This window comes from Streptomyces chengmaiensis (assembly GCF_029846775.1).
Lineage (GTDB): Bacteria > Actinomycetota > Actinomycetes > Streptomycetales > Streptomycetaceae > Streptomyces > Streptomyces chengmaiensis.
This window is the reverse complement of sequence record NZ_JARWBG010000004.1, coordinates 108,313-133,521: the sequence shown is the minus strand read 5'-3', so window position 1 is coordinate 133,521 and position 25,209 is coordinate 108,313. Positions and strand designations below refer to the sequence as shown.

The 25,209-nt window shown below is 68.2% G+C and carries 24 protein-coding genes; 11 read left to right on the top strand and 13 right to left on the bottom strand.

What is annotated here, in order from left to right; all coding sequences use genetic code 11:
• Nucleotides 1-8: 8 nt before the first annotated feature.
• Together cydB and QCN29_RS05495 are read right to left on the bottom strand one after the other, a co-directional pair.
• Nucleotides 9-1,031, bottom strand: coding sequence for a cytochrome d ubiquinol oxidase subunit II (cydB, locus tag QCN29_RS05500; RefSeq protein ID WP_279926556.1), 1,023 nt, complete (start codon nt 1,029-1,031; stop codon nt 9-11).
• A gap of 11 nt (nt 1,032-1,042) precedes the next feature.
• A complete protein-coding gene (locus QCN29_RS05495; protein ID WP_279926555.1) occupies nt 1,043-2,551 on the bottom strand; it encodes a cytochrome ubiquinol oxidase subunit I in 1,509 nt (502 codons plus the stop codon).
• 199 nt (nt 2,552-2,750) lie between these two features.
• On the opposite strand from QCN29_RS05495, the gene QCN29_RS05490 reads away from it, so the two are divergent.
• Complete coding sequence (locus tag QCN29_RS05490) at nt 2,751-3,128, top strand: cyclophilin-like fold protein (RefSeq protein WP_279926554.1); 378 nt, start codon at nt 2,751-2,753, stop codon at nt 3,126-3,128.
• Nucleotides 3,129-3,191: 63 nt separating this feature from the next.
• Here the strand turns inward: QCN29_RS05490 and hisC are convergent, their stop codons facing one another.
• Entirely contained in the window at nt 3,192-4,271 is a 1,080-nt protein-coding gene (hisC, locus tag QCN29_RS05485) for a histidinol-phosphate transaminase (RefSeq protein WP_279926553.1), read from the bottom strand.
• A gap of 465 nt (nt 4,272-4,736) precedes the next feature.
• Between hisC and QCN29_RS05480 the strand changes: the two genes are divergently transcribed.
• The 3 genes from QCN29_RS05480 to QCN29_RS05470 all read left to right on the top strand — a co-directional run bounded on the left by QCN29_RS05480 (nt 4,737) and on the right by QCN29_RS05470 (nt 8,340).
• A complete protein-coding gene (locus QCN29_RS05480) occupies nt 4,737-5,852 on the top strand; it encodes a LacI family DNA-binding transcriptional regulator (RefSeq protein ID WP_279926552.1) in 1,116 nt (371 codons plus the stop codon).
• A gap of 231 nt (nt 5,853-6,083) precedes the next feature.
• On the top strand, nt 6,084-7,358 hold the full coding sequence (locus QCN29_RS05475) for a metallophosphoesterase (RefSeq protein ID WP_398859132.1): 1,275 nt from the start codon (nt 6,084-6,086) through the stop codon (nt 7,356-7,358).
• Between the two features lie 148 nt (nt 7,359-7,506).
• Nucleotides 7,507-8,340 (top strand): hypothetical protein, encoded by an 834-nt coding sequence (locus tag QCN29_RS05470; RefSeq protein ID WP_279926550.1) that lies wholly within the window; start codon nt 7,507-7,509, stop codon nt 8,338-8,340.
• A gap of 115 nt (nt 8,341-8,455) precedes the next feature.
• On the opposite strand, the gene QCN29_RS05465 is transcribed toward QCN29_RS05470, so the two are convergent.
• Nucleotides 8,456-8,809 (bottom strand): DUF805 domain-containing protein, encoded by a 354-nt coding sequence (locus QCN29_RS05465; protein ID WP_279926549.1) that lies wholly within the window; start codon nt 8,807-8,809, stop codon nt 8,456-8,458.
• A gap of 259 nt (nt 8,810-9,068) precedes the next feature.
• Entirely contained in the window at nt 9,069-10,913 is a 1,845-nt protein-coding gene (thiC, locus tag QCN29_RS05460) for a phosphomethylpyrimidine synthase ThiC (protein ID WP_279926548.1), read from the bottom strand.
• Nucleotides 10,914-11,111: 198 nt separating this feature from the next.
• On the opposite strand from thiC, the gene QCN29_RS05455 reads away from it, so the two are divergent.
• Nucleotides 11,112-12,479 carry a YibE/F family protein gene (locus QCN29_RS05455; protein ID WP_279926547.1) on the top strand — a complete coding sequence of 456 codons (1,368 nt, stop codon included), beginning with the start codon at nt 11,112-11,114 and terminating at the stop codon, nt 12,477-12,479.
• Between the two features lie 84 nt (nt 12,480-12,563).
• On the opposite strand, the gene QCN29_RS05450 is transcribed toward QCN29_RS05455, so the two are convergent.
• From QCN29_RS05450 to QCN29_RS05435, 4 genes are all read right to left on the bottom strand, one after another.
• A complete protein-coding gene (locus tag QCN29_RS05450; protein ID WP_279926546.1) occupies nt 12,564-13,007 on the bottom strand; it encodes an SsgA family sporulation/cell division regulator in 444 nt (147 codons plus the stop codon).
• 145 nt (nt 13,008-13,152) lie between these two features.
• The gene (locus QCN29_RS05445; protein ID WP_279926692.1) at nt 13,153-13,926 is read right to left on the bottom strand and encodes an IclR family transcriptional regulator; all 774 of its coding nucleotides are present in this window, start codon (nt 13,924-13,926) and stop codon (nt 13,153-13,155) included.
• A gap of 204 nt (nt 13,927-14,130) precedes the next feature.
• On the bottom strand, nt 14,131-14,343 hold the full coding sequence (locus tag QCN29_RS05440) for a DUF5326 family protein (RefSeq protein ID WP_240136945.1): 213 nt from the start codon (nt 14,341-14,343) through the stop codon (nt 14,131-14,133).
• Between the two features lie 139 nt (nt 14,344-14,482).
• Complete coding sequence (locus QCN29_RS05435) at nt 14,483-14,800, bottom strand: cupin domain-containing protein (protein WP_279926545.1); 318 nt, start codon at nt 14,798-14,800, stop codon at nt 14,483-14,485.
• A gap of 51 nt (nt 14,801-14,851) precedes the next feature.
• On the opposite strand from QCN29_RS05435, the gene QCN29_RS05430 reads away from it, so the two are divergent.
• The 4 genes from QCN29_RS05430 to QCN29_RS05415 all read left to right on the top strand — a co-directional run bounded on the left by QCN29_RS05430 (nt 14,852) and on the right by QCN29_RS05415 (nt 18,053).
• Nucleotides 14,852-15,229: a phage holin family protein gene (locus QCN29_RS05430; RefSeq protein WP_279926544.1), complete on the top strand. Its 378-nt coding sequence runs from the start codon at nt 14,852-14,854 to the stop codon at nt 15,227-15,229.
• A gap of 4 nt (nt 15,230-15,233) precedes the next feature.
• The gene (locus QCN29_RS05425) at nt 15,234-16,409 is read left to right on the top strand and encodes a cystathionine gamma-lyase (protein WP_279926543.1); all 1,176 of its coding nucleotides are present in this window, start codon (nt 15,234-15,236) and stop codon (nt 16,407-16,409) included.
• A gap of 193 nt (nt 16,410-16,602) precedes the next feature.
• Nucleotides 16,603-17,493, top strand: coding sequence for a LysR family transcriptional regulator (locus QCN29_RS05420; RefSeq protein ID WP_279926542.1), 891 nt, complete (start codon nt 16,603-16,605; stop codon nt 17,491-17,493).
• Nucleotides 17,494-17,573: 80 nt separating this feature from the next.
• Entirely contained in the window at nt 17,574-18,053 is a 480-nt protein-coding gene (locus QCN29_RS05415) for an NUDIX hydrolase (protein ID WP_279926541.1), read from the top strand.
• A gap of 27 nt (nt 18,054-18,080) precedes the next feature.
• Here the strand turns inward: QCN29_RS05415 and QCN29_RS05410 are convergent, their stop codons facing one another.
• The gene (locus QCN29_RS05410) at nt 18,081-19,652 is read right to left on the bottom strand and encodes a globin domain-containing protein (protein ID WP_279926540.1); all 1,572 of its coding nucleotides are present in this window, start codon (nt 19,650-19,652) and stop codon (nt 18,081-18,083) included.
• Nucleotides 19,653-19,991: 339 nt separating this feature from the next.
• Between QCN29_RS05410 and QCN29_RS05405 the strand changes: the two genes are divergently transcribed.
• Together QCN29_RS05405 and QCN29_RS05400 are read left to right on the top strand one after the other, a co-directional pair.
• Nucleotides 19,992-20,846, top strand: a complete 855-nt coding sequence (locus tag QCN29_RS05405; protein WP_279926539.1) for a GNAT family N-acetyltransferase — start codon at nt 19,992-19,994, stop codon at nt 20,844-20,846.
• Nucleotides 20,847-20,884: 38 nt separating this feature from the next.
• Nucleotides 20,885-21,337: a GNAT family N-acetyltransferase gene (locus QCN29_RS05400; protein ID WP_279926538.1), complete on the top strand. Its 453-nt coding sequence runs from the start codon at nt 20,885-20,887 to the stop codon at nt 21,335-21,337.
• 53 nt (nt 21,338-21,390) lie between these two features.
• Here the strand turns inward: QCN29_RS05400 and QCN29_RS05395 are convergent, their stop codons facing one another.
• From QCN29_RS05395 to dnaB, 3 genes are all read right to left on the bottom strand, one after another.
• The gene (locus tag QCN29_RS05395) at nt 21,391-22,770 is read right to left on the bottom strand and encodes a serine hydrolase domain-containing protein (protein ID WP_279926537.1); all 1,380 of its coding nucleotides are present in this window, start codon (nt 22,768-22,770) and stop codon (nt 21,391-21,393) included.
• Nucleotides 22,771-22,864: 94 nt separating this feature from the next.
• Nucleotides 22,865-23,482, bottom strand: a complete 618-nt coding sequence (locus QCN29_RS05390; protein WP_279926536.1) for a TOPRIM nucleotidyl transferase/hydrolase domain-containing protein — start codon at nt 23,480-23,482, stop codon at nt 22,865-22,867.
• A gap of 61 nt (nt 23,483-23,543) precedes the next feature.
• Complete coding sequence (dnaB, locus tag QCN29_RS05385; RefSeq protein WP_398859119.1) at nt 23,544-25,025, bottom strand: replicative DNA helicase; 1,482 nt, start codon at nt 25,023-25,025, stop codon at nt 23,544-23,546.
• Between the last annotated feature and the right edge of the window lie 184 nt (nt 25,026-25,209).

Here is a 25,209-nt window from a genome sequence, read left to right as displayed (position 1 = left end):
ACACGCCCCTAGCGCGAAGCGTGCGATGGGTGCGAAGCGTCGGCGATGTGCTGGGTGCCGATCCGCTTGCGGAACACCCAGTACGTCCATCCCTGGTAGAGCAACACCACAGGAGTGGCGATGCCCGCGCACCAGGTCATGATCTTCAGCGTGTACGGGCTCGACGAGGCGTTGGTCACCGTCAGGCTCCAGGCGTCGTTGAGCGAGGACGGCATGACGTTTGGGAAGAGCGTCAGGAAGAGCATCGTCACGGCGGCCGCGATCGTCACCCCGGACAGGGCGAACGACCAGCCCTCGCGTCCGGCCCTGATGGCGGTGATCGCACCGGCGAGTGAGGCCACGGCCACGATCATCGCGATAAGGCTGACGCCGTCGCCGCGTTGGGCCTGGGTCCAGAGCAGAAAGGCGAGTGCCAGTGCCGCCGTCAGCAGCCCCAGTCCCAGAGCGGCTTTCCGGGCTCGCTCACGGATGTCCCCCACCGTCTTGAGCGCCGTGAACACGGCTCCGTGGAAGGTGAACAGCGTCAGAGTCACCAGTCCGCCGAGCAACGCGTACGGGTTCAGCAGATCGACCAGGGAGCCGACATACTCCATCTCCGCGTCGATCTTCACTCCGCGCACGATGTTGCCGAAGGCCACACCCCACAGGAAGGCCGGCAGCAGCGAGGTCCAGAAAATCGCATGCTCCCAGTTGGTCTGCCAGCGCTCCTCCGGCCGCTTCGCCCGGTACTCGAAGGCGACTCCGCGCACGATGAGGCAGACCAGGATGAGCAGCAGCGGCAGATAGAAGCCGGAGAACAGTGTGGCGTACCACTCGGGGAAGGCGGCGAAGGTGGCGCCGCCGGCCGTCAGCAGCCATACCTCGTTGCCGTCCCAGACGGGCCCGATCGTGTTGATCAGCACCCGGCGCTCCGCACGGTCGCGAGCCAGCAGCTTGGTCAGAACCCCGACCCCGAAGTCAAAGCCCTCGAGGAAGAAGTAGCCGATCCACAGAACGGCGATCAGCACGAACCAGACGTCGTGGAGTTCCATTGCTCGACTCCTCAGTACGAGAAGGCCATGGGCCTGTCGGCGTCACGGTCGTCGCCGCCGATCCTGGTGGGCGGGTTGAGATCGGACTCGCTGAGTTGGGGCGGTCCCGCCTTGACGTACTTGACCAGCAGCTTGACCTCGATCACTGCGAGCACCGCGTACAGCAGGGTGAAGACGATCATCGAGGTGAGCACCTCGCCCTGAGAGACACCGGGGGAGACGGCGTCGCGGGTGCGCAGCACGCCGTAGACGACCCACGGCTGGCGTCCCATCTCCGTGAAGATCCATCCCCAGCTGCTGGCGATCAGCGGGAAGCCGAGCGTCCATACGGCGGCGAGCCAGTACCACCTGGTCAGCCGGGGTCCCAGCGCCTTCCGGCGGAAGAGCACCAGATGCGGCACCTCGTCCTCGCCCGTCCTCAGCCCCCGCGGCAGCAGGAACTTCCTGCGGGTCAGCCACAGCCCCGCCATGCCGATGGCGAAGGAGGCCATGCCGAAGCCGATCATCCAGCGGAAGCCCCAGTAGGTGACCGCGATATTGGGCCGGTAGTCGCCGGGGCCGTACTGCTCCTGGAGCGCTTTGTTGGTGTCGTTGATGCCGGGGACATGGGAGGAGAAGTCGTCGTTGGCGAGGAAGGACAACAGCCCCGGTATCTCGATGGCGACCTTGTTGTGCCCTTCCTCCACATCGCCGTACGCAAAGACGGAGAAGGGGGCGGGGGCTTCGCCGTCCCACAGGGCCTCGGCGGCGGCCATCTTCATGGGCTGCTGCTGGAACATGACCTTGCCGAGGAGGTCGCCGCTGACGGCGGTGAGCAGTCCCGCGACGGCCACGGTGACCAGACCGAGACGGAGCGATGTCCGCATGACCGGGATGTGCTTCTTGCGCAGCAGGTGGTACGCAGCGATGCCGACCATGAACGCGCCGCCGGTGAGGAAGGCCGCCGACATGGTGTGGAACACCTGGGTCAGGGTGGTGTTCTGGCTGAGCACCGCCCAGAAGTCGGTGAGCTCCGCGCGCCCCGACTCCTCGTTGATGCGGTAGCCGACCGGGTGCTGCATCCAGGAGTTGGCGGCCAGGATGAAGTAGGCGGAGAGGATGGTGCCGATCGACACCATCCAGATGCAGGCCAGATGGATCTTCTTCGGCAGCTTGTCCCAGCCGAAGATCCACAGCCCGATGAAGGTCGACTCGAAGAAGAACGCGATCAGCGCCTCAAAGGCGAGCGGCGCGCCGAAGACATCGCCGACGAAGCGCGAGTAGTCGGACCAGTTCATGCCGAACTGGAACTCCTGGACGATGCCGGTGACCACACCCATGGCGATGTTGATCAGGAACAGCTTGCCCCAGAACTTGGTGGCCCTGAGGTACTTCTCCTTGCCCGTGCGCACCCAGGCCGTCTGCAGACCGGCGGTGAGCGCGGCCAGGGAGATCGTCAGGGGAACGAAGAGGAAGTGGTAGACGGTGGTGATGCCGAACTGCCATCGCGCCAGGGTTTCCGGCGCCAGAGCCAGGTCCACGTCGCTTCTCCTTACATCGCCGTGGTCACAGCGGCAGCCCGCCCTGCCGATTCCTCCGATATCTGGAGAAGCAAGGCGCGCTTGTGAACGCGTTCACATTCACAAGCATTATGGACCACGCCTCTCGGCGGCCATTCGGGGGGGGTCCCCTTTCCGCCATCCCTTCCCAAGAACTTCAACATATTGTTGAATCCGCGGCATGCAGATTCGCATCTCCTGGCCCGCAGGACAGCTGACCGCGACCCTTGGGGACACCCCCACGAGCATGGCGCTCGCCAAGGCTCTCCCGATCGTCTCCACCGCCTGCACCTGGGGCGAGGAGGTCTACTTTGACACACCGGTCTCCGTCGCCGCGGAGCCGGACGCCCGGCAGGTGGTGGATCCGGGCACCGTCGCTTTCTGGACCGAGGGCGATGCGCTCGCACTGCCGTACGGCCCCACCCCCATCTCCCGGGGCGAGGAGTGCCGGCTGGCGAGCCCGTGCAATGTCCTCGGACGTTTCAACGGAGATCCCCGGCTGCTGGCCACCGTCCGCTCAGGCGACCCGATCCGCGTGGAACGCGTCGACCCGGCCTGAGCCACGCAGGTCAGGCCGGGTCGAGGGGCGGTGTGCGGCGGCGCCGGGACGGCGGCCGCCCGCTCATGCCTCCTTGCGGAAGCCCTCCGCAGTCTTGAGGAAGACGTCGTTGGCCTCGTGTTCGCCGATGGTGACGCGTACGCCCTCGCCCGCGAACGGCCGGATGACCACTCCGGCCTTCTCACAGGCCGCGGCGAAGTCGACCGTGCGGTCCCCGAGCCGCAGCCAGACGAAGTTCGCCTGTGTCTCGGGGACGGTCCAGCCCTGCTCCACGAGGCCGTCCCGGACCCTCACCCGCTCGGCGACCAGGGAGCCGACCCTCCCCAGCAACTCGTCCTCCGCGCGCAGCGAGGCCACCGCGGCGTCCTGGGCGAGCTGGCTGACGCCGAAGGGGACCGCGGTCTTGCGCAGCGCGTCCGCGACCGGCTCATGGGCCACGGCGAACCCGACCCGCAGGCCCGCCAGCCCGTACGCCTTGGAGAAGGTGCGCAGCACCGCCACATTGGGACGGTCGCGGTAGATCTCGATGCCGTCGGGGACCTCGGGGTCCCGGATGAACTCGCGGTAGGCCTCATCCAGCACCACCAGGACATCGGAGGGGACCCGGTCGAGGAATCGTTCCAGCGCGGCCCGGCGCACCACCGTGCCGGTCGGGTTGTTGGGGTTGCAGACGAAGATCAGCCGGGTCCGGTCGGTAATCGCGTCGGCCATCGCGTCGAGATCGTGGACCTCGCCCTCGGTCAGCGGCACCCGCACCGCCGTCGCCCCGCTGATCTGCGTGATGATCGGGTAGGCCTCGAACGAGCGCCAGGCGAAGATGACCTCGTCGCCCGGCCCGGATGTGGACTGCAGCAGCGACTGTGCGACGCCGACCGAACCGGTGCCCGTCGCCAGATGGGTGAGCGGCACCCCGAAGCGGTCCGCGAGCTCCTCCATCAGCCCGGTGCACGCCATGTCCGGGTAGCGGTTGAAGGACTGGGCGGCGGACAGTGCGCTCTCCATCACACCCGGCAGCGGCGGATACGGGTTCTCGTTGGAGGACAGCTTGTATGCGACCGGCCCGCCGGCGGCGGCCGGCCTGCCGGGCTTGTACGTGGGGATGCCGTCCAGCTCGGGGCGCAGCTTGGGGGTCGTCTCGCTCACCGCAGGTCCTCCTCGACCTTCCACATCCTCGACATCGCCGATCTCACCGCCGACGCTCAATGCTTCTCACCCTATGAGGATTCGGGCCCGCTGCGAATGCCGTGACCAAGTTGGTGTGCACGACCGGCTCCGGCGGCCGCCACGACCGCAGGCACCCGGCGGGAAGCAGCGCTCTTTCAGGACAATCAGGCGCGCATTCAGTGAGCTATGCGCCCCCTGCGATGTCACGCGCTGGTGGCTCGCTCCGTGGCGCGCATCCCCCGTAGTAGTGAGTTGAGACCTCTTCGAAACTTCGCCCGTATGCCAGGCCTATGCCGTCAGAGACCCGAGGCCCCACGTCGGCAGGAGGTAACTCCCTATGTTTCCAAGGCAATTGACGAGGTTCACCCATGCAGAAACGTACCTGTCAACGAGTGAATATGCGACCGGCTCAACCACCCGCCCTCGCCCTACTATCGGCTCGCCATGACAGCAGCAGGGAAGCACCAGGTGAGCCGGACGGACACATCCCGTCGGGGCAGCCGGCAGAGCCGCGCGGGCATCCGAGACGTCGCCGCAGCAGCCGGTGTCTCCATCACGACTGTCTCCGACGCGCTCAACGGCAAGGGCCGTCTCCCCGACGCCACCCGCCGCCACGTCCGGGAGGTCGCCGACCGGCTCGGCTACCGCCCGTCCGCAGCGGCCCGCACACTGCGCACCGGAAAATCGGGCCTGATCGGTCTGACGGTCACGACATACGGGGATGAACCTTTCACCTTCACCGAGTTCGCCTACTTCGCCGAGATGGCCAGAGCCGCCACCTCCGCTGCGCTCGCCCGCGGCTACGCCCTGGTGATCCTGCCCGCCACCTCACGCCATGACGTCTGGCAGAACGTCGCCCTCGACGGCACCGTCGTCATCGACCCCTCCGATCACGATCCGGTCGTCACCGAACTGGTCCGCCAGGGTCTGCCCGTAGTCTCCGACGGCCGGCCCGCCGGCACCCTCCCCGTCACCGCCTGGGTCGACAACGACCACGAAGCCGCTGTGCTCGGCCTGCTCGACCATCTCGCCGCCGCGGGCGCCCGACGCATCGGCCTGCTCACCGGCAACACCACCGACACCTACACCCGGCTGTCGACCACGGCCTATCTGAGCTGGTGCGAGCGCATCGGCCAGGACCCGGTGTACGAGACCTACCCGGCCCACGACCCGTGCGCCGGGGCCGTCGCAGCCGACCGGCTGCTCGCCCGGCCCGACCGGCCCGACGCCGTCTACGGGCTCTTCGACCCCAACGGCACCGATCTGCTCGCCGCCGCACGGCGGTACGGACTGCGCGTACCCGACGATCTGCTGCTCGTGTGCTGCAGCGAGTCGACCGTGTACGCCGCCACCGAGCCGCCGATCACCACCCTCTCACTCAAGCCGCGCCGGATCGGCACGGCCGTCGTCCAGCTTCTGATCGACGCCATCGAAGGAATCGACGAGAACCGGCCGGTCGAGCAGGTGATACCGACGGAGCTGATCGTCCGCACGTCCTCGCAGCGGCGTCGTTCACCGCGGACGAAGGTCAGCCCTCCGCGCTCCCCGGCACAGGACTAGGGCCCTCCCCGCACGATGGCAGAGGAGAGGGCGTGGACGCGGGTAACCGGTCTGACCAGAAGCAGCCTGGACTAGACCTCCCTAAAGGGGACGAATCGATCGACCAAGCAGGAGTGCGTGCGGATTCACCACCCCTGGTGCGTCACAGAGCGGGGACCTCATTCCTATGATGGGCGCACGACACCGCGGGCCACCCCGACCAGGCTGGACCGACTGGTGAACGGCGCAACGGTGGTGGAGGGGTCGATGACTCAGGGGGCCGGTCAGGGACCCGTGGTGCGGACGGCGACGTTGCGTGACTTCCGCGTACCGCCGTATGCGCAGGTTCCCGTGCAGTCGCAATCTCCGGGCCACCCGGATCACCTGGACCACAAGGACGACCCGAGCGACCGACGGCCCCCGGAACACCAGGGGTCTCCCGAGACGGCGCAGGCCCCGCACCCCGTGGCCGGCCGGCCGCACCCCGCCGCCGTACCCACCCCTGTGCACCCCCCGCACCCCGCCGCCGTCCAGGCCGGCACGGACGGGCCTCATCCGGACCCGGTCCACCCCGGCAACGCCGTCCCCGAGAGCGAGCCGGACGGCTACACCCCCACCGAGCGGGATCTTCCCGTGCTCGGCGACGGGCCCGGTCACACCCTTCAGGTGCAGATCACCCCGTCCCCGGCACCCGTCCCCGAGGGCCTCGGCCCGCTCTACGTCGTCGGCGACATCCACGGCTACCTCGACGAACTCCTCGCGGCGCTGGCCGCCCAGGGCCTCATCGACTCCGAAGGCCACTGGGCCGCGGGCAACGCCCGTCTGTGGTTCCTCGGCGACTTCACCGACCGGGGCCCCGACGGCATCGGCGTCATCGACCTCGTGATGCGGCTCTCCGCCGAGGCGGCAGCGGCCGGCGGCTACTGCAAAGCCCTGATGGGCAATCACGAGCTGCTGCTGCTCGGCGCCAAGCGTTTCGGCGACACACCCGTCAGCTCAGGTGCGGGAACGGCTACTTTCCAGGCCGCCTGGCTCCTCAACGGCGGCCAGAAGTCCGATATGGACCGGTTGCAGGATGTGCATCTCCAGTGGATGTCACGGCTCGACGCGGTGGTGGAAGAGGACGAGCACCTGCTGCTTCACTCGGACACAACCGCCTATCTGGAGTACGGCGACACAATCGCCGATGTCAATGACACGGTCCATGACATCCTCAACCGCAATGACGCCGACGAATGCTGGGACCTGTTCCGCAAGTTCACCAAACGCTTCGCCTTCCGCGACGACGAGGCCGGACCGATGGCCGTGCGCGAGCTTCTCGACACCTATGGCGGCCGGCGCATCGTCCACGGCCACAGCCCCATTCCGTACCTCCTCGGCGAGGTCGGCACCGAAGACGGCGAGGAAGGCGAGCAGCCCGTCGTCAAAGGACCGCATGTGTACGCGGACGGGCTCGCCATCGCCATGGACGGAGGCATCACCATGGCCGGAAAGCTCCTTGTGGCACAGCTTCCCCTGCATAACTGAACCGTTCCGAGACGGGCGATTTACGGAAACCCCCTGTCTCCGCGCGGCTTGACCGCTCTACCATCGGCTTATCCGCAGCAGGCTCTCCTCCGTTTCCGCCCGACTGCCCGCTCGACACGGGCGATCCGGCCCTACGGAGCATCGGGGGATGCACATGAACAGCGCTGGGCACCTGATGGCCGAGGACCGCGCCGAGTACGGGCGCCTCCTCGACGAGGCGCTGCGCACTGCTCGTCACCGCCCTGAACCGGCAGCCAAACGGCGTCTCACCACCGAACAGCTGCGCACGATGGCCCTGAACGCCACGGCATTGATCACCGCTTCAGCCGCGGCCGAGTACGAGCACTACGTCAAGGTCCGCGACGAACTGCGCGCCTCGGCTTCCTCCGCATCCATGCACCACTCGGTGCTCGCCCCCGCCACCGTCGGCGAGGCCGCCGAGCGCGGCGCCGGCCTCGGCGCCGTCATCACCGTGCTCGCGCCGGTCCTCGCCGGGGCCGCCGCGGCGATATTCCTGATCGTCGGCTACATCCTGAAGCTCCTCAGCCCCACCCCGACCTTCGCCGAGACGCTGCTCACCGCGGGCTGGCTCTTCGGCGCGCTCACCGCGGTCGGCATATTCGCCGCCGCGGTCGGGCTGCTGGTCACAGCCCTGCGCAACGGCCCGACCCAGGTCTCCGCAGACGCCTCGGCTGCAGGTGTCCCCGACGAGCTGTCCCGCGCCAGGGACGCCTGGCGGGAAGCCCTCCTCGTGCGGGGCATCCTGCCCTTCCTCGATGCCGCCCTCACCGCCCCGGGCGCGACGCCGGGGACGGTTCCCGGCCAGGGCCGCACTCCCGCCGACGACGCCTTGGAGGACGGCACGCCGTCGTCACACCGACCCGGCAGCCGTATGCCCAAGATCGGCTACAGCGGACCGGACTTCACCAGTCCCGACTTCGGCGGCCATGACTACGGCACCCCGGAACGCCGTCAGGACTGACCCCGGCGACCGACCCCGGCATGGGCCCCACCTGCCGACACACACGGTGAAGGGGCTGTGTGCGGCTCACAGCCGCACACAGCCCCTTCCCATGCTCCGAACCGGGACCGTCGTCTCAGGCGGCGGACACGAACTTGGGATTCGGGCCGTACTTGTTCTCGGCGGCCTGCCCCTCCGTCGCCATGAAGACCAGCATGACGATGGCGCCGACGAGCGGCACGAAGTACATCAGCAGCCACCAGGCCGAACGGTCGGTGTCATGCAGCCGACGGACCGTCACGGCGATCAGCGGAACGAGGATCGCGATGTAGTAGAGAGCGTAGGGGACCATCGACTCGATCAGAGCGCCGATGATCGCCAGCAAGACGAAAGCGATGATGTTGAAGAGGGTGAACATCCAGTATTCCTTGCGGCGCGCACGGCCGCCGAATCCGGCGTAGTTCTTGAGCACTGCCAGGTACCAGTCCACTGCGGTTCCCCTCCCAATGTCCCTTGTCAGGGACGCATCGTTTTCAGCCAAGCAGGCGGAAACCTAACCATGCGCCGACGGCAGATCAAGTCCGTTCTCCCCACTGCCAAAAGGGACGCCGACCTGCCGCACAACCGTGTCCATACCGATGCCAAGACGACCGGTCCGACTCCGCAGAACGGGAGAAAGACGACCGGCCCGCGACCCCCCGTGGGTCGCGGGCCGGTCCTGTGCGCTTGGCCCTCGGTCAGCTCAGCCCTCAGTCCGCCAGCGGCAGATACACGCGGTTGCCCGCGGCTGCGAACTCCTTGGACTTCTGGAGCATGCCCTCGGCGATCTCGTCGTCCGTCGCCTCGGACGCGTCGCCCCCGAACTGTTCCGTGATGCTCCGACTGATCTTCATGGAGCAGAACTTCGGCCCGCACATGGAGCAGAAGTGCGCGGTCTTCGCGGGCTCCGCCGGAAGCGTCGCGTCGTGGTACTCCCGCGCCGTGTCCGGGTCGAGGGCCAGGTTGAACTGGTCCTCCCACCGGAACTCGAAACGGGCGTCCGAGAGTGCGTCGTCCCACTCCTGCGCCCCGGGGTGCCCCTTGGCGAGGTCTGCCGCATGGGCGGCGATCTTGTAGGTGATGACGCCGGTCTTCACATCGTCGCGGTCCGGCAGGCCCAGATGCTCCTTGGGTGTGACGTAGCACAGCATGGCCGTGCCCCACCAGGCGATCATGGCGGCGCCGATGCCGGAGGTGATGTGGTCGTAGGCCGGCGCCACATCGGTCGTCAGGGGCCCCAGGGTGTAGAAGGGCGCCTCTTCGCAGATCTCCTGCTGCAGATCGACGTTTTCCTTGATCTTGTGCATCGGGACATGGCCCGGCCCCTCGATCATCGTCTGCACATTGTGCCGCTTGGCGATCCGGTTGAGTTCCCCGAGCGTCTTCAACTCGGCGAACTGCGCCTCGTCGTTGGCGTCCGCGATCGAGCCGGGCCGCAGGCCGTCACCGAGCGAGAACGTCACGTCGTACGCCGCGAGAATCTCGCAGAGCTCCTCGAAGTTCTCGTACAGGAACGACTCCTTGTGGTGCGCCAGACACCAAGCGGCCATGATCGAACCGCCGCGGGAGACGATGCCGGTCTTGCGGCGCGCGGTCAGCGGCACATAGCGCAGCAGCACGCCCGCGTGGACCGTCATGTAGTCCACGCCCTGCTCGGCCTGCTCGATCACCGTGTCCTTGTAGATCTCCCAGGTCAACTCCTCGGCCCGGCCGTCGACCTTCTCCAGGGCCTGGTAGAGCGGCACGGTCCCGATCGGGACGGGGGAGTTCCGCAGCACCCACTCGCGCGTGGTGTGGATGTTGCGGCCCGTCGACAGGTCCATGACCGTGTCCGCGCCCCAGCGGGTCGCCCAGGTCATCTTCTCGACCTCCTCCTCGATGGAGGAGGTGACCGCGGAGTTGCCGATGTTGGCATTGACCTTCACCAGAAACCGCTTGCCGATGATCATCGGCTCGATCTCCGGGTGGTTGACGTTGGCGGGCAGCACGGCCCGGCCGGCCGCGATCTCCTCGCGTACGACCTCGGGCGAGACGTTCTCGCGGATCGCCACGTACTCCATCTCCGGGGTGATCTCACCTCGGCGGGCATAGGCGAGCTGGGTTACGGCCTGGCCGCCGCGGCCGCGGCGCGGCTGGCGCGGGCGTCCGGGGAACACCGCGTCGAGATTGCGCAGGCCGCCGCGCGGCGACGTGTGCTTGACCCCGTCGTCCTCGGGGCGGACCGGGCGGCCCGCGTACTCCTCCGTGTCACCGCGGCCGATGATCCAGTTCTCTCGCAGCGGAGGAAGCCCCCGGCGTACGTCGGTCTCGATGTTCGGGTCGGTGTACGGCCCGGACGTGTCGTAGAGGGTGACGTCCTTGCCGTTGGTGAGATGCACCTTGCGGACCGGCACCCGGATGTCGGGGCGTGTTCCCGCCGGACCCTCGATGTATCCCTTGTGCCAGCCGATGGACTTCCCGGCCTCGCTGCTCGGAGCACTCGAAGTGCTCGAAGTGCTCGAAGCGGAAGCGCCCTGAGCGGAGGCAGGCGTGCGTGAAACGTCCGATGTGGTCATGAGACCTACTCCCTACGCCGGCATTACCCGGTAACAGGTTCGGCGGTCGACGCAGCGGCTTCCGTACCCGTCGTACGGAGGTCAGCGCCCTCTCAGCCCGGTGCTCCGAGCTCCCGCGTGTGCAAAGGTGCCACCACGCTAGCGCCATTTCTGGCGTGCTGAACAGAGGGGTCCCTCCGTTCTTGCGATGATCGGTCGGTGACTTCCTCGCCGCAGACGCCCGAACCCCACAGCCACGGCCATGCCCACGGTCCCGCCGCGCCTGTCTCACAGCACCTCCGCAGAGTGATCGCGGCGGTGCTGATTCCTTTCGCCACCGCGGTCTTCGTGGGCCTCGCCGTTCTCTGGCCCGGTGGGGCCCCGGCGCATGAGCGCACCGGTGTGGGATTTGACCGGCAGACCCAGCAGGGAGAGGTCGTCAAGATCGAAGAGGTGGACTGCGCGGACGTGAACGTCGGGCAGGTCCCTCCGACCGGAGACTCCTCGACGGCACAGGGCCGTGAGGCGATCAACTCCCAGCAGGGCGTCTGCAAGCGAGCGACGGTGGAGGTCACCAGCGGACCGGACAAGGGGCGGACCTTCGTCGAGATCGTGCAGCCCGACGCGCCACGGCAGTTGGAGGAGGGGCAGGGCGTGGTGGTGGCCTATGCGCCGGACGCACCGCGTGATCTCCAGTACTCCGTGATCGATGTGGACAGAAAACTCCCCATCGCCCTGCTTGCCGGGATTTTCGCGCTTGCAGTGATTCTGGTGGGCCGTATGCGAGGGGTGATGGCGCTGGTCGCACTGGCGGCATCCTTCGCCGTGCTGACGCTGTTTATCCTGCCCGCGATTCTGCAGGGCTCGAACCCTCTGGTCGTGGCCGTGGTCGGAGCCAGCGCGATCATGCTGATCGCGCTCTATGCCTGCCATGGCGTCACCGCACGCACTTCGGTGGCGGTGCTGGGCACATTGATCTCGCTGCTGCTGATCGGGCTGCTCGGCTCCGTCTTCATCGACTGGGCCAGTCTGACCGGCGACACCGACGACTACACGGGTCTGATCCACGGCTTGTACCCGGATATCGACATGAGCGGCCTACTGCTGGCCGGGGTGATCATCGGATCGCTCGGCGTGCTCGACGATGTGACGGTGACACAGACCTCCGCGGTCTGGGAACTGCACCAGGCGGACCCCGGGATGGGGCCCCGCAAGCTGTATCAGGCCGCCATTCGGATCGGCCGCGACCACATCGCGTCCGTTGTCAACACCCTTGTCCTCGCCTATGCGGGTGCGGCGCTGCCGCTGCTGCTGCTCTTCTCGATCGCGCAGAGCAGTGTGGCCACGGTGGCCAACAGCGAGCTGGTGGCACAGGAGATCGTACGGACGCTGGTCGGCTCGATCGGGCTGGTCGCCTCGGTGCCGCTGACGACGGGCCTCGCCGCGCTCGTCGTCTCGGCGGACCGGCCCGCCGAGGGGGCCGTCGGCGCGGGGGCCGGTGCGGGCGGCCCGGGGGCCGGTGCGGCGTCGGCGGAGAAGTCGAGCGGTCCGCGGCGGGGCGGCCGGGGCCGCCGGCGCAAGAAGTAGCCGCCGGGGAGCAGCTCCACCGGGCTCCATGGGATGCCGGGCTCAATGCCGGTCGCGGCGCGGCGCCGGGTGCGGAAGGAGGGCTCAGCCGGCGTTCTCCTCGGCGAGGATCCGTCCGAGCGCCGCCTCCAGATGTCCCTCGAAGTCCGAGAGCGCCCACTCCTGCCCCAACGGGACCAGCGCGTCCGTACGGTCGAGAAAGGCCACCAGAGGCGCCGCGCCCACCCGGAACAGCGCCCGGTCCTCCCCGACCTGCAGCCTGATGGTCACATCGCGCAGGACTCCCGATTCGCCGTGATCCAGTGGTGCGATGTGCACATCACCGCGTCCCGACGGGGCGTTGACGCCGTCGAGCAGCAACTCTCGCCCGAACGCCCAGGTCACCGGCGCGTCCCCGGGGAGGTGAAAGGTCATGCGCACCGCATAGGGATCCTCAGTGCCATAACACAGCTCCACTGGGACTTTGAAGGAGAGCTCCTCCGAGACCAGAAAGCACATGAGGACCTCGGCCTGAACCGACTCGCGCATCAGATACCCCGCAGCAGATGAAACAATGAAATGAAATTCATGGTGAGAAAGGGACGCTGCTCGGGAATGACCCCATCGGCCTTCTTGAGCAGCCCACTTGACGCCATCGTGCTGGAATCCGCACCTGATCACAAGCAGTGGTTTTTCAGATACTGATAGAGAAGGCGAGGGAGCTCAGAAGCCGGCCAATTCCGCTGCGCAACTGCTCCACCGCCGGAAGCAGCCGTCCCTGCTGATCGGACGGCAGGGAAATGGCCATCGCCGCGGCGCCGGAGCCGGCGGTGATCGGAATCGCGGCGCACACGGTGCCCAGCGCATATTCCTGCCGCTCCACGACGGGCTGCATACGGTCCATGGCGTTCAGCCGCTCCAGCAGTGTGCGCTGGTCGCGCACCGTGTACGGGGTGATGGCCTGGACGGGGTGCCGGTCCAGATGCTCGAGACGGGACGGTTCATCGAGCTGGCTGAGCAGACACTTGCCCAGCGCATGGGCATGCCCCGTCTCGCGGAAGTCCGCCCACTCGTCGACGGCGGGCGCGTAGGGGGTGTCGGCAACTGCAACGATTTCGATTTCACCCTCGCGGTAGACCGCGAAGTAGACGGGCACTCCGATCGCATCCCGCCAGTACGTCAACGACTCCTCGAGCTTGGTCAGACGATTCTGCTGTGCCGCGTCCATGGCGAGCCGGCTCACCGAAGCGCCGAGGACGAACACGCCGTTCTCACGCCGGAGATAGTCCTCGTGCGTCAGAGTGCGCAACAGGTGATAGGCGGTGGGCAGGGGGAGCCCGGCTTCCCGTGCGAGCTGCTTGGCGGGAGCTCCGTCCGGGTGGGAACCCACGGCTTCCAGAAGTCTCAGCGCCCGCTGCACCGAGCCGATCAGCGTAGGGGCAGCGGCGTGGGCCGCCGTTGTCGCCATGGCCGTGGTCACCCCCAGGCATGGTGACGGGCCGCAAAGACCCGCCCGCGGGGGCCGCCCCCGCGCACCCGCCGCCCCTTCTGTCGACCGCAAGGGCGGCAGAGCTTTGCCACTGTAGGGGCAGGTCCTGCCCGGGCAAGGGGTTTGCCTGGGGCGTTCCCCCCTGCGGGCTAATGCCGGGGGCGAGGGTGTGCGAGCCCCGCTCTACCAGTCGCCGCGTGAGCCCGACGACGACATGAACTTCCGAACGACGAAGATGAGCCCGCCGACCAGCGCGACGAAGAGCAGTACCTTGAACAGCAGGCCGATCACAAAGCCGACGACACTGGCGATCATCCCCCCGAACAGGACGAGGGCGATGACGGGCACCGCTACCCACTTCACCCACCAGGGCATCCCTGCGAATATCTCCCGCACGGCCATCGTCCATACCTCGCTTCTGAAGACTCGCTGCGTTCTCTCGGTATCGATGCTAGGCGTGCGGGGGAGGTGAGTGGGGGAACGCCGGCCCTTGATAACCCCTGAGTGAGCCCCTAGGGATTGCCGGGCGCGGCCGTCAGCCCTCCGGCGGAGAGAAGACCACCATCACCCGCAGGTCCTCGGTGATGTGGTGGAACTTGTGCGGGACCCCGGCCGGCACGTAGATCACGCTGCCCCGTGCCACCTCCGTCGTCTCCGTGCCCACCGTGATCGACGCGCGGCCGCTGACGACGAAGTAGACCTCGTCCTGGTTGTGCGGAAGCTGCGGGTCCAGCTCCCCCGCATCCAGTGCGTACAGCCCGACCGACATGTTCCGCTCACGCAGGAACTGGAGGTATGCGCCTTCGTTGGCGGCGCGCTCCGCCTCCAGCTCATCCAGTCGGAATGCCTTCATCGTCCGTCCGCCCCTGCCCTTCACCCGATCGCGTCTGCCACGATCGGACCCATGATGAATTTTATAGTCAAGACGATCGCCAACGCGGTGGCTCTGGCGGTCGCCATCTGGCTCTTCCAGGACATCACCCTCACCGGTGAGAGCACCGGCAAGAAGACCGTGACGCTGATTCTGGTGGCTCTGCTCTTCGGTCTGGTCAATGTCATCGTCAAGCCGTTGGTGAAGCTGCTCACGCTGCCGCTCTTCATCCTCACCCTCGGACTGATCACCCTGGTGATCAACGCGCTGATGCTACTGCTGACCTCGTATCTCGCCGACACGCTCGATCTGGACTTCCATGTCGACGGCTTCTGGACGGCCGTCGGGGGCGCGCTGGTCATCTCGATCGTCTCGTGGGCGATGAACGTGGCCCTGCCGGACGGGGACTGACCGGATGAGCGGCACTGTCGAGCCGGGAAACCGGGCCGGCGACCCGGTGGGCGACGGCACCAGGGCGGTACGGGCGGGACTGCCCGATCCCGTGCCGTACGAGCCCGCGCTGCCGGGACCGGTCTTCGCGGCCCACTTCCATCTGCCGGGCGAGCCGACCGGACCATACACCTACGGCCGGGACGAGAATCCGACGTGGACGCGGCTGGAACAGGCCGTCGGGGAGCTGGAGGCGCCGGGGGAGAACGTCGAGACGGTCGCCTTCGCCTCCGGCATGGCGGCCGTCTCGGCGGTGCTGTTCTCACAGCTGCGGTCCGGAGACGCGGTGGTCCTGCCGGACGACGGCTATCAGGCGCTGCCGCTGGTGCGGGAACAACTGCGGACGTACGGAGTCGAGGTGCGGACCGCTCCCACCGGCGGCGACGCCCAGCTCGGCCTGCTGGACGGGGCCCGGCTGCTGTGGATCGAGTCGCCGTCCAATCCGGGGCTGGACGTCTGCGACATCCGCCGGCTGGCCCGGGCAGCCCACGCCGCCGGCGCGCTGGTCGCCGTCGACAACACACTCGCCACCCCTCTGGGGCAGCGCCCCCTCCAGTTGGGCGCCGATTTCTCGGTGGCCAGCGACACCAAGGGCACAACGGGCCATGGCGATCTGCTGCTCGGCCATGTGACCTGCCTCGATGCGGAGCTCGCAGCCGCCGTGCGGCGCTGGCGGAAGGTCGTCGGAGCCATTCCGGGGCCGATGGAAGCCTGGCTGGCACACCGCTCGCTGGCCACGGTGCAGCTACGGGCCGACCGGCAGTGCGCCAATGCGCTGGCCCTCGCCGAAGCGCTGCGCCGACGCGCCGAGGCCGGTGACCCGCGGGACGTGCGGACGGTGCGCTACCCGGGGCTGCCGTCCGACCCCTCATACCCGACCGCCTCACGGCAGATGCGACGCCACGGCTGTGTCGTCTCCTTCACCCTCCCGGACCGCGCTCACGCCGAGCGGTTCCTGTCCGCGCTGACGCTGGTCGACGACGCCACCAGCTTCGGGGGCGTCCGGTCCACCGCGGAGCGGCGCGGCCGCTGGGGCGGCGATGCGGTGCCGGAGGGCTTCATCCGCTTCTCGGCGGGGATCGAGGACACGGACGACCTGGTGACGGACGTCCTCAGGGCGCTGGACAAGGCAGCGGGCTGAACGGGGCGGTCCGAGCCTCCCCCCTCCTGGCTCGGACCGCCGGCGGTCCGAGCGTGAAGAGCCGCTGCAAGGACCGCGCCAACAAGGCTAGTTGACTCTGCGTCAGTGTCCAATCACAGTAGCGACAGCGACCTATCGACTTATTTATAGTTGGACTGGTCCGGGGGAAAGGTCGGATCGGGAGGGGCATGGCATGGATCTGGCCCTGCTGCGCACGTTCGTCACGGTGCACCGGGCCGGCTCCTTCACCCGTGCCGCCGCACTCCTCGGGCTCTCCCAGCCCGCCGTGACCGGGCAGATCCGCACGCTGGAACGGCAGCTCGGCCGCCCGCTGTTCCTCCGTCAGGCCCGCGGCGTCACCCCCACCACCATCGGCGACGAACTCGCCCACCGCGCGGCGCCGCATCTGGACGCCCTGGTGGAGATCGCGGAAGCCGGTCTGGACGAGGAGTCCGGGGTGCGGACCCTGCATCTGGCCGGGCCCCCCGAGTTCACCTCGCAGCGCGCCCTGCCGGCGCTCACCCCGCTGATCGCCCAGGGTCTCGCCGTGCGGGCCGCCTTCGGCACCTCCGAGGAGACGCTGGACGGGCTCGCCGCGGGCCATCACGACCTGGCCATCGCCACCGCGCGGCCGCGCGGCCGGCTGCTCGCCTCGACCCCGCTCTGCGACGAGGAGCACGTCCTGGTCGCCGCGCCACGCTGGGCCGCCCGGCTGGGTCCCGACGTCCTGCGCGAGGGCCGCGTGCTGCTGGAGCAGTTGCCGGTCGTGGAGGTTCATGAGTCGCTGCCGCTGGTCTCCCGCTACTGGTCCGCGGTCTTCGAGTCCAAGCCGGCCGCCGCCGCGGCCGTCATCGCACCCGACCTTCGGGCTGTGCTAGAGGCGACGACGACGGGGGCCGGGCTCGCCGTGCTGCCGCGCTATCTGTGCGAGGAGGCGCTGGCAAAGGGCCGGGTGGTCGCCCTGCTGGAGCCCCCGGTGCCGCCGCTGCGCACCTACTTCCTGGTCGTACGCACAGGAACGCTCGCCCTCCCGCATATCGCACGGGCGCATGAGCGGCTGCTGCGGGCCGCCGCGGGCTGGTGACAGCGAGCCCCGCACCATGAGAGGGCCGCCGCGGGGTCGAGGGGAGTTTCAGAACCGCCCGTACGGGCGACTCTCTTGCCATGACCGAACGACCAGTGGTCAAGCGCACCGCACGCGCCATCCTCCTCGACGGAGACGATCTCATCCTGATCAAGCGCACCAAGCCCGGGGTGGATCCCTACTGGCTGACTCCGGGCGGCGGGGTCGAGCCGGGCGACGCGACCGTCGTCGACGCCCTCCACCGGGAAGTCGACGAAGAGCTCGGCGCGAAGATCACTGATGTGGTGCCCTGTTTTGTGGACACCGTCGAGCACATCGCCGAGGGCGGTGTGACCGGAGTGAAGGTGCAGCACTTCTTCGTCTGCCGACTGGAGTCGATGGACCCCGCACGGCGTCATGGGCCGGAGGTCGACGAGCCCCTCGGCGAGTACGAGATCGTACGGGTGCCGTTCAGCCGGGTCGGCATCGCCGCGGTGCACCTGGTTCCGCTGTCGCTGCGGCACTATCTGGACGGCAATATCGAGGGTGTACGGGCGATGCACGCCCCCGACCTGGGCTGACCGCCGGACATCAGGCGGTTCAGGCGGTCAGTCGGCTGCGGTGACGAGCTCCTCGAGCGAGTCATGGCGGATCCGCTCCGACGGGATGCCGACACCGCGCAGCGCGTCCACGCCACTGCGGATCATCCCTGGCGGGCCCGAGAGATAGGCGTCGTACTCGTACCAGGGGCCGAACTCGCGTACGGCGTCCGGGAACTGCGCGCGGTCGTCGACCACCGCGCGCACCGACAGCCAGGGATGCGACTGCTGGAGCCGGAGCATGGTGTCGATGTCGTACAGATCGATACCCGTGCGTGCCCCGTAGAAGACCTCGACAGGACGCCGCTCGCCATGCTCGGCCACATCCTCGACCAGCGCCTTGATGGGGGCGATGCCCGTCCCGCCGCCCAGGCAGAGCAGTCCGCTGTCGGTGCTGTGGTCGACCGTCATGGAGCCTGCGGGCGGACCGAGGCGCAGCACATCGCCCGGGCGGGCGTGGTGGACCAGGGCATTGGAGACCCAGCCGGCCGGAACAGCCTTCACATGGAACGACAGCAGGCCGTCCGCGCGGGGTGCCCCCGCGAAGGAGTAGTGCCGCCAGACCCTAGGCCACCAGGGTGTCTCCAGGCTGGTGTACTGCCCCGCCAGAAACGGATACGGCTGATGGGGCCGCACCGTGACAATCGCGATGTCGGAGGTTCTGAGCTCATGCGAGACCACCTCGGCCTCCCACCACGCGGGCGCGCGGAGTTCGTCCTCGGACGCCGCATCGATCATGATCTGGGAGATCGTCGTATAGGTGCGCACCCAGGCTGCCTCGGTCTCCTCGTCCCAGGTGGTCGTGGCATAGCGGGTCAGCGCGCCGATCAGCGCGTCGCCGACGGCCGGGTAGTGAGCGGGCTCGGTGCCGTACTTGCGGTGACCGCGGCCCAGGTTGCGCAGATAGTCGGTCAGCACGCCGGCGTTGTCCATATGCTCCGCGGCCGTCAGCAGGGCTTTGAGCAGACGGTCGCGCTGGGCGTCCATGGCGGCCGGGAAGAGGGCCCGCAACTCGGGGTGGCGCACGAAGAGCAGCGCGTAGAAGTACGAGGTGACCTTGTCGGCGACCGGTGCGATCTCGGCCATCGTCCGTCGGACCAGCAGTGCGTCTGGCGAACCGCCGGGCGAAGCGCCCGTGACCGGTGCGGAGGCCGCAGGGGCGGGTGCCGGGTTGGCAGACATCGCCGGGGCGGGAACGGATGCCCGTTCCGCAGCCGCCGGCGCGACCGGTTCATGGTCGTGTGGCCGGCCTGCAGTCGCAGTCTCCGGCCGGGCCGGGGCATGCTCGGCTGCGGGCGGCTCATGCCGCGGCGGAGGGGCCGGGCGTGACCCGCTGGAGCCCACCGGCCTTATCGCGGCGACGGTGCGCCGTGGCGGGGGTATTCGCTCCCGCCCCGTCTCCTCCCCCGCGGACTGCTCGGCCTCCGCCGGACTCCCTTCAGGCGTCTCGGCGGAGTCGGTGGCAGGGCGGGGTGTCGGCTCCTTACGAGGGGTGAACCATCCGCCGCCCCCTCCCTGCCCGTCGGAAGAACTTCCCCCCGAGGTGCCGTTTCCGGCCGCCGTAGTGGTCGGAGCGTCCATCGTGTGCCTCGCCTCGAACATCTCTCGGTCGGTCCACGCGCTTCCGCCGATCCGGAAGTGCCTTGAATTCCCGCCCTGCCCAGGACTGCCCCCAGCCCACACTAACGTTTGGCCGCTCACTGATTCGGGAGAACCGGCACCGGAATGTGACTTTGGCCGTAGCACGCCCGTCCACCCCTGCCCCGGGTTCTGCACAGAGCCAACGCCCGATCTTCACGGTGACGCTTCTCAGCCGGTGTTTCACGTGAAACCCCGCTCCAGGGCGGCTCACTTGTGGATCTTGGCCAGATCATGGAAAGCGCTGGACGAGCGATCACTGCATCCGACAGCCTGATCCCCATGCCGACATCCCTTGCCGCACTGCCCGTCAGACGTCTGACCTTGGGCGACCTCCACTTCTGCGCCGATCTGTCGGAGGATCGCGGCTGGCCGCGCGAGGAGCACAAATGGGGTCTGCTGCTCAGCGCCGGCACGGGCTATGGCATCGACGACCCTCAGGGCAAGGGGCTGATCGCCGGCTGTGTGGTCACGTCATACGGCCCCGGCCTCAGTGCGATCGGCATGGTGCTCGTGGCCGAACGGCATGCACGCCAGGGCATCGGAAAGCGGCTCATGCAGTATGTGTTGAAGGAGCACGAAGGCACCCCGCTCACCCTGCACGCCACCCCGAACGGTCAGCCCCTGTATGAACAGTTGGGCTTTGTCACGACAGGCCGTGCCGAGATGGTCCGCGGCGCCTTCGTGCCCTCCGGGGAAGCGCCCCGGGTGAGCACCCGGCCGGCCACGGCTGATGACCTCCAGGCCGTTCTGCGGCTGGATGCCGAGGTCTTCGGGCAGGACCGCACCCATATCATCGCCCGCCTTCCCGCCTTCGCCGATCAGCTCCGGGTCGCAGAGGAGTCCGGCGCACTGATCGGGTTCGCCGCGGCCTGGCCCAATATGGGCACCTATGTGGTCGGCCCGCTGATCGCCCGAGACACGGAGACGGCCAAGGGCTTGATCTCCTCGCTCGCGGTAGAGGCGGAGCGCCCGCTCCGTACGGACATCGATGTACGTCATGAGGAGCTGCTCACCTGGGTGAAGGCCCAGGGGCTGGAGTCGATCGCCCACAATGCAGTGATGACCCTTGGCATCCCGGCCCTGCCCGGCGACTGGACACGTCGCTTCGCGCCTCTCACCGTCGCCGCTGGGTGAACCCGCGACGACCAGGGCCGTCGCCTAGGCTGCGAGCTATGAGCGATCTGGAGATACGCCCCGCGTCAGTGGACGATGTCCCCACCATCGTCGCCATGCTCGCCGACGACCCGCTTGGCGCCCAGCGGGAGTCGCCCGACGACCTCACGCCCTATCTGGTGGCGCTTGAGCGCCTGGCCCAGGACCCGCTTCAGCACCAGATCGTCGCGGTGCGGGACAACCGGGTCATCGGCACCCTCCAGCTCACCATCATTCCGGGCCTGTCCCGCAAGGGCGCGACGCGGGCTCTCATCGAGGGGGTGCGCGTCCATTCCGAGGAGCGCGGCAGCGGGCTCGGCGCCCAGCTCATCGAATGGGCCATCGCCGAATCCCGCCGCCAGGACTGTCAGTTGGTCCAGCTCACTTCGGATGCCACGCGCACCGATGCCCGGCGCTTCTATGAGCGGCTGGGCTTCGAGCCTTCCCATATCGGTTTCAAGATGAAGCTCTGATTGCCGGTCAACCAGGCGCGGGTCCCACGTTTCACGTGAAACGCCCGCATCGGTCAGAGGTCACGTCCACGCCAGCCGTCCTTGTGTACGCCTCCGGGCACCGCTGCGTGCGGCTCATACGGCTCCCGGGTGAAGACGAACGAACCGAGGTCAAGGTGGCTGACCGATCCATCGGTGCGCTGGACGGTTCGCAACGTCTCCCCCGCGAAGTACCCGTCGAGCCCGATCCAGGTTCCGTCGGGCTGCGCATGGAACCGTGATCCCCGGCCCCGGCCTGCCAACGGCTCCAGTTCGACCCCGCGGTCGGCCGCGAGCCGCAGCGCATAGGCGTATGTCCCCCAGTACCAGGTGCCGGTGAGGTCCAGCAGCTCCTGCTCGACGTTGTGCAGCGGCATCCACGGCTGGGGGATGCGGGGCTCGGCCTCGGCCACGGTACGGATGAGATCGCCCGCCACCATGCCGGGCAGCGGCCCCGAGGTGGCGTTGGCGAGCACCGCCGCCCCCACTCCGTCCTCGACGCTCAGCCAGAGTCCGGCGACAAAGCCGGGCAACGAGCCACCGTGTCCCACGAGTGTGCGGCCATCCATCCGTAGGAGCTGCATGCCCAGGCCGTAGCCGCTGTCCCACCCGCCCGGCTCGCACGGCGCGGCCGGAGTCCGCATCTCGCACATGGACGCCGCACTCAGCACCCGCTCATCCCCATCGGCGAGAAAGGCTGCGAACCGGCACAGATCTGCGACTGTCGACCAGAGCTGCCCGGCGGGAGCCATCAGCCCGAGATCCTCGGACGGCTCGGGCAGCAGCGCATCCGCCCAGGGATGCACTGCCCACCCCTCGGCATGGGGCGCCTGTGGCTGCACAGTCGTACGCGTCATCCCCAGTGGTTCCAGGATCTCTCTGTTCAGCGCCTCCTCCCAGGATGCTCCGCGCACCGCCTCGACCAGCGAACCCAGCAACGTATAACCGGGGTTGGAGTAGTGATGCCGTCGCCCGACGGGATGCTTGAGCGGCTGAGGGCCCAGTACATCGGCAAGCTCCGGGCGCAATGTCCCCGGCGTACGCTCCCACCACGGCGACGGCGTCTCGGCTCCCAGGCCGGCGGTGTGCGCGAGAAGCTGAGCGATGGTCGCCTCCCCCACGCCGGTTCCCGGCAGATGCTTCTCCAACGGATCGCTCAGATCGAGTAGTCCTTCATTCCGCAGCCGCATCACCAGGACGGCGGTGAACGTCTTGGTGATCGACCCGATCCGGTACTGCGCCTCAATGCCCTCAGCCGCCTCTCCGCGGCCCTGCCCGCCCGTCCACACCAGACGCCCGTCCCGCACCACACCCGCGACCAGCGACGGCGTCCGCCCCTCGACCTGCGCCACGGCGACCCGATGCAGCAGCGCCCGCCGGGTGGCCGGCAGCAGTTCTTCGTTCAGTGAAGTCATGGAGCAGGTCTACCGGCACCGTGATCACGGCGTCGAACTCGTGGATTCGAGAGGAAGGGATGACAGGAGGAAGAAGGGCATCCGTCCACACCTCTCACAGGCTCGCGAGGAGGCCGTCGAGCGGGGGCGGTGTCCGGTCCGGTGCGAGGGCATTGACAAGGAGACGGCCGTAGCGGATCTTGCGGCCCTTCTTCGTGCCGAGGAAGCGCCGCACCTGCTGATGCCGGGGCCGACCGTGCTGTGCGGGCTGACGCTGGAAGGACTGCCAGGCACGGAAGTCACCCTCGGCGCGGAGGATCTCCTCGACTCCTGCCGTACCGAGCGCGCGGATGAGTTCGTCCTCCAGATCCGCGGTGCATACGTAGATGTCCTGGAGCGGAGCCTGTGAGCGCGTCAGCCCGCGCTCGTAGAAGCCCTTCTCTCCCTCATCACACAGCCCTGTCAGGCGCAGACCGAGGCCGGGCGGCCCCAGGAGCCCGGCATAGCGGCCGACGCTCATCGCCCCGCCCATCGGCACGACACACACTCCCTCGGCGGACAGGTTCCGGCCGCGCCGGGCGGCCAGCGCCTCGACGGCCGCGAGATCGCTCAGCCCCTCCAGGAGCACCGCGGTCCGCACTCCCAGGCGTTCCGCCAGATCGCGTGCCGACCCGTCGGGTCCCCCCGTCGCCCAGCCGGTGACCGCATCCTGGAACGCCCTCATGTCCGCCATGGGGTGAGTCTGCACGTTTCTGGGCGGCTGCAGCGACGCGTTTCCCGAATCGGGTGCGGGCTCAGGTCTGAGCCATGTCGACGAAGCGGGAGTAGTGGCCCTGGAAGGCGACCGTGATGGTCGCCGTGGGGCCGTTGCGGTGCTTGGCGACGATCAGATCGGCTTCTCCCGCACGCGGGGACTCCTTCTCGTAGGCGTCCTCGCGGTGGAGAAGAATCACCATGTCCGCGTCCTGCTCGATCGAGCCGGACTCTCGCAGGTCCGAGACCATCGGTTTCTTGTCCGTGCGCTGTTCCGGTCCGCGGTTCAGCTGGGAGAGGGCGATCACGGGGATCTCCAGCTCCTTGGCGAGCAGCTTGAGATTCCGGGACATGTCCGAGACCTCTTGCTGGCGGCTCTCCGCGCGCCGGGAGCCGCCTGACTGCATCAGCTGGAGGTAGTCGATGACGACCAGCTTCAGATCGTTGCGCTGTTTGAGCCGACGGCACTTGGCGCGGATCTCCATCATCGACAGATTCGGCGAGTCGTCGATATAGAGCGGGGCCTGCGACACATCCGGCATCCGGCGCGCGAGCCGGGTCCAGTCCTCATCGGTCATCGTGCCCGAACGCATATGGTGCAGGGCCACCCTCGCCTCGGCGGAGAGCAGGCGCATCGCGATCTCGTTGCGGCCCATCTCAAGTGAGAAGATGACGCTCGGAAGATTGTTCTTGATGGAACAAGCGCGGGCGAAGTCCAGCGCCAGCGTGGACTTGCCCATGGCCGGACGCGCCGCGATGACGATCATCTGGCCCGGGTGCAGACCGTTCGTCAGAGAGTCGAAATCCGTGAAGCCCGTGGGCACACCGGTCATCTCACCGCTGCGGGAGCCGATCGCCTCGATCTCGTCGAGGGCGCCCTCCATGATCTCGCCGAGCGGAAGATAGTCCTCGCTGGTGCGCTGCTCGGTGACCGCGTAGATCTCCGCCTGAGCGGAGTTCACGATCTCGTCGACGTCGCCGTCGGCCGCATAGCCCATCTGCGTAATCTTGGTGCCGGCCTCTACCAGTCTGCGCAGGACCGCTCGCTCATGCACGATCTCCGCGTAGTACGAGGCATTGGCCGCGGTGGGCACCGTCTGGACCAGGCCGTGCAGATAGGGGGCGCCGCCGACCTTGGCGATCTCGCCCCGCTTGACGAGTTCGGCGGCTACGGTGATCGGGTCCGCCGGCTCGCCCCGTGCGTAGAGGTCGAGAATCGCCTGATAGACCGTCTCATGAGCCGGCCGGTAGAAGTCCTGGCCCTTGATGATCTCCACGACGTCGGCGATGGCGTCTTTGGACAGCAGCATGCCGCCCAGCACAGACTGCTCCGCGTCGAGATCCTGGGGCGGCACTCGCTCGAAGGCTGCCGAGCCGCCGTCCCAGCCGTGGTCGACACCGCGCTCGTGCTGGTCCTCACGCCCGGTGCGGCTGTCGCCACGGCGCTGGCGGGAGACGGGCAGACGGTCCCCTGGGCTGCTGCTGTCGGCCCACGGGTCGTCCAAAGGCTCGGAAATGCTCACCGGACCACCTCCTCCCGCCCGCTCCGCGGACCTCGCCGTGCCCCTCTTTCTACGGCACGACACTGACAAAACACGCTGCCAGACTCCGCTTCCGGCGCGTCAGGCGACGGTCCACGGTAGGCCCGCGGGCACCGTCAGCCAATCTGGTTATCCACAGGCAGCGGGGGCAGGGTGTGGATGACGG

What these genes read in the sequence shown, in the direction of transcription:
- cydB (WP_279926556.1), bottom strand. Translation starts at nt 1,031, where the DNA reads ATGGAACTCCACGACGTCTGGTTCGTGCTGATCGCCGTTCTGTGGATC.
- QCN29_RS05490 (WP_279926554.1), top strand. Translation starts at nt 2,751, where the DNA reads ATGCAGATTCGCATCTCCTGGCCCGCAGGACAGCTGACCGCGACCCTT.
- QCN29_RS05480 (WP_279926552.1), top strand. Translation starts at nt 4,737, where the DNA reads ATGACAGCAGCAGGGAAGCACCAGGTGAGCCGGACGGACACATCCCGT.
- QCN29_RS05470 (WP_279926550.1), top strand. Translation starts at nt 7,507, where the DNA reads ATGCACATGAACAGCGCTGGGCACCTGATGGCCGAGGACCGCGCCGAG.
- thiC (WP_279926548.1), bottom strand. Translation starts at nt 10,913, where the DNA reads ATGACCACATCGGACGTTTCACGCACGCCTGCCTCCGCTCAGGGCGCT.
- QCN29_RS05450 (WP_279926546.1), bottom strand. Translation starts at nt 13,007, where the DNA reads ATGCGCGAGTCGGTTCAGGCCGAGGTCCTCATGTGCTTTCTGGTCTCG.
- QCN29_RS05445 (WP_279926692.1), bottom strand. Translation starts at nt 13,926, where the DNA reads ATGGCGACAACGGCGGCCCACGCCGCTGCCCCTACGCTGATCGGCTCG.
- QCN29_RS05435 (WP_279926545.1), bottom strand. Translation starts at nt 14,800, where the DNA reads ATGAAGGCATTCCGACTGGATGAGCTGGAGGCGGAGCGCGCCGCCAAC.
- QCN29_RS05430 (WP_279926544.1), top strand. Translation starts at nt 14,852, where the DNA reads ATGATGAATTTTATAGTCAAGACGATCGCCAACGCGGTGGCTCTGGCG.
- QCN29_RS05425 (WP_279926543.1), top strand. Translation starts at nt 15,234, where the DNA reads ATGAGCGGCACTGTCGAGCCGGGAAACCGGGCCGGCGACCCGGTGGGC.
- QCN29_RS05420 (WP_279926542.1), top strand. Translation starts at nt 16,603, where the DNA reads ATGGATCTGGCCCTGCTGCGCACGTTCGTCACGGTGCACCGGGCCGGC.
- QCN29_RS05415 (WP_279926541.1), top strand. Translation starts at nt 17,574, where the DNA reads ATGACCGAACGACCAGTGGTCAAGCGCACCGCACGCGCCATCCTCCTC.
- QCN29_RS05410 (WP_279926540.1), bottom strand. Translation starts at nt 19,652, where the DNA reads ATGGACGCTCCGACCACTACGGCGGCCGGAAACGGCACCTCGGGGGGA.
- QCN29_RS05405 (WP_279926539.1), top strand. Translation starts at nt 19,992, where the DNA reads ATGCCGACATCCCTTGCCGCACTGCCCGTCAGACGTCTGACCTTGGGC.
- QCN29_RS05400 (WP_279926538.1), top strand. Translation starts at nt 20,885, where the DNA reads ATGAGCGATCTGGAGATACGCCCCGCGTCAGTGGACGATGTCCCCACC.
- QCN29_RS05395 (WP_279926537.1), bottom strand. Translation starts at nt 22,770, where the DNA reads ATGACTTCACTGAACGAAGAACTGCTGCCGGCCACCCGGCGGGCGCTG.
- QCN29_RS05390 (WP_279926536.1), bottom strand. Translation starts at nt 23,482, where the DNA reads ATGGCGGACATGAGGGCGTTCCAGGATGCGGTCACCGGCTGGGCGACG.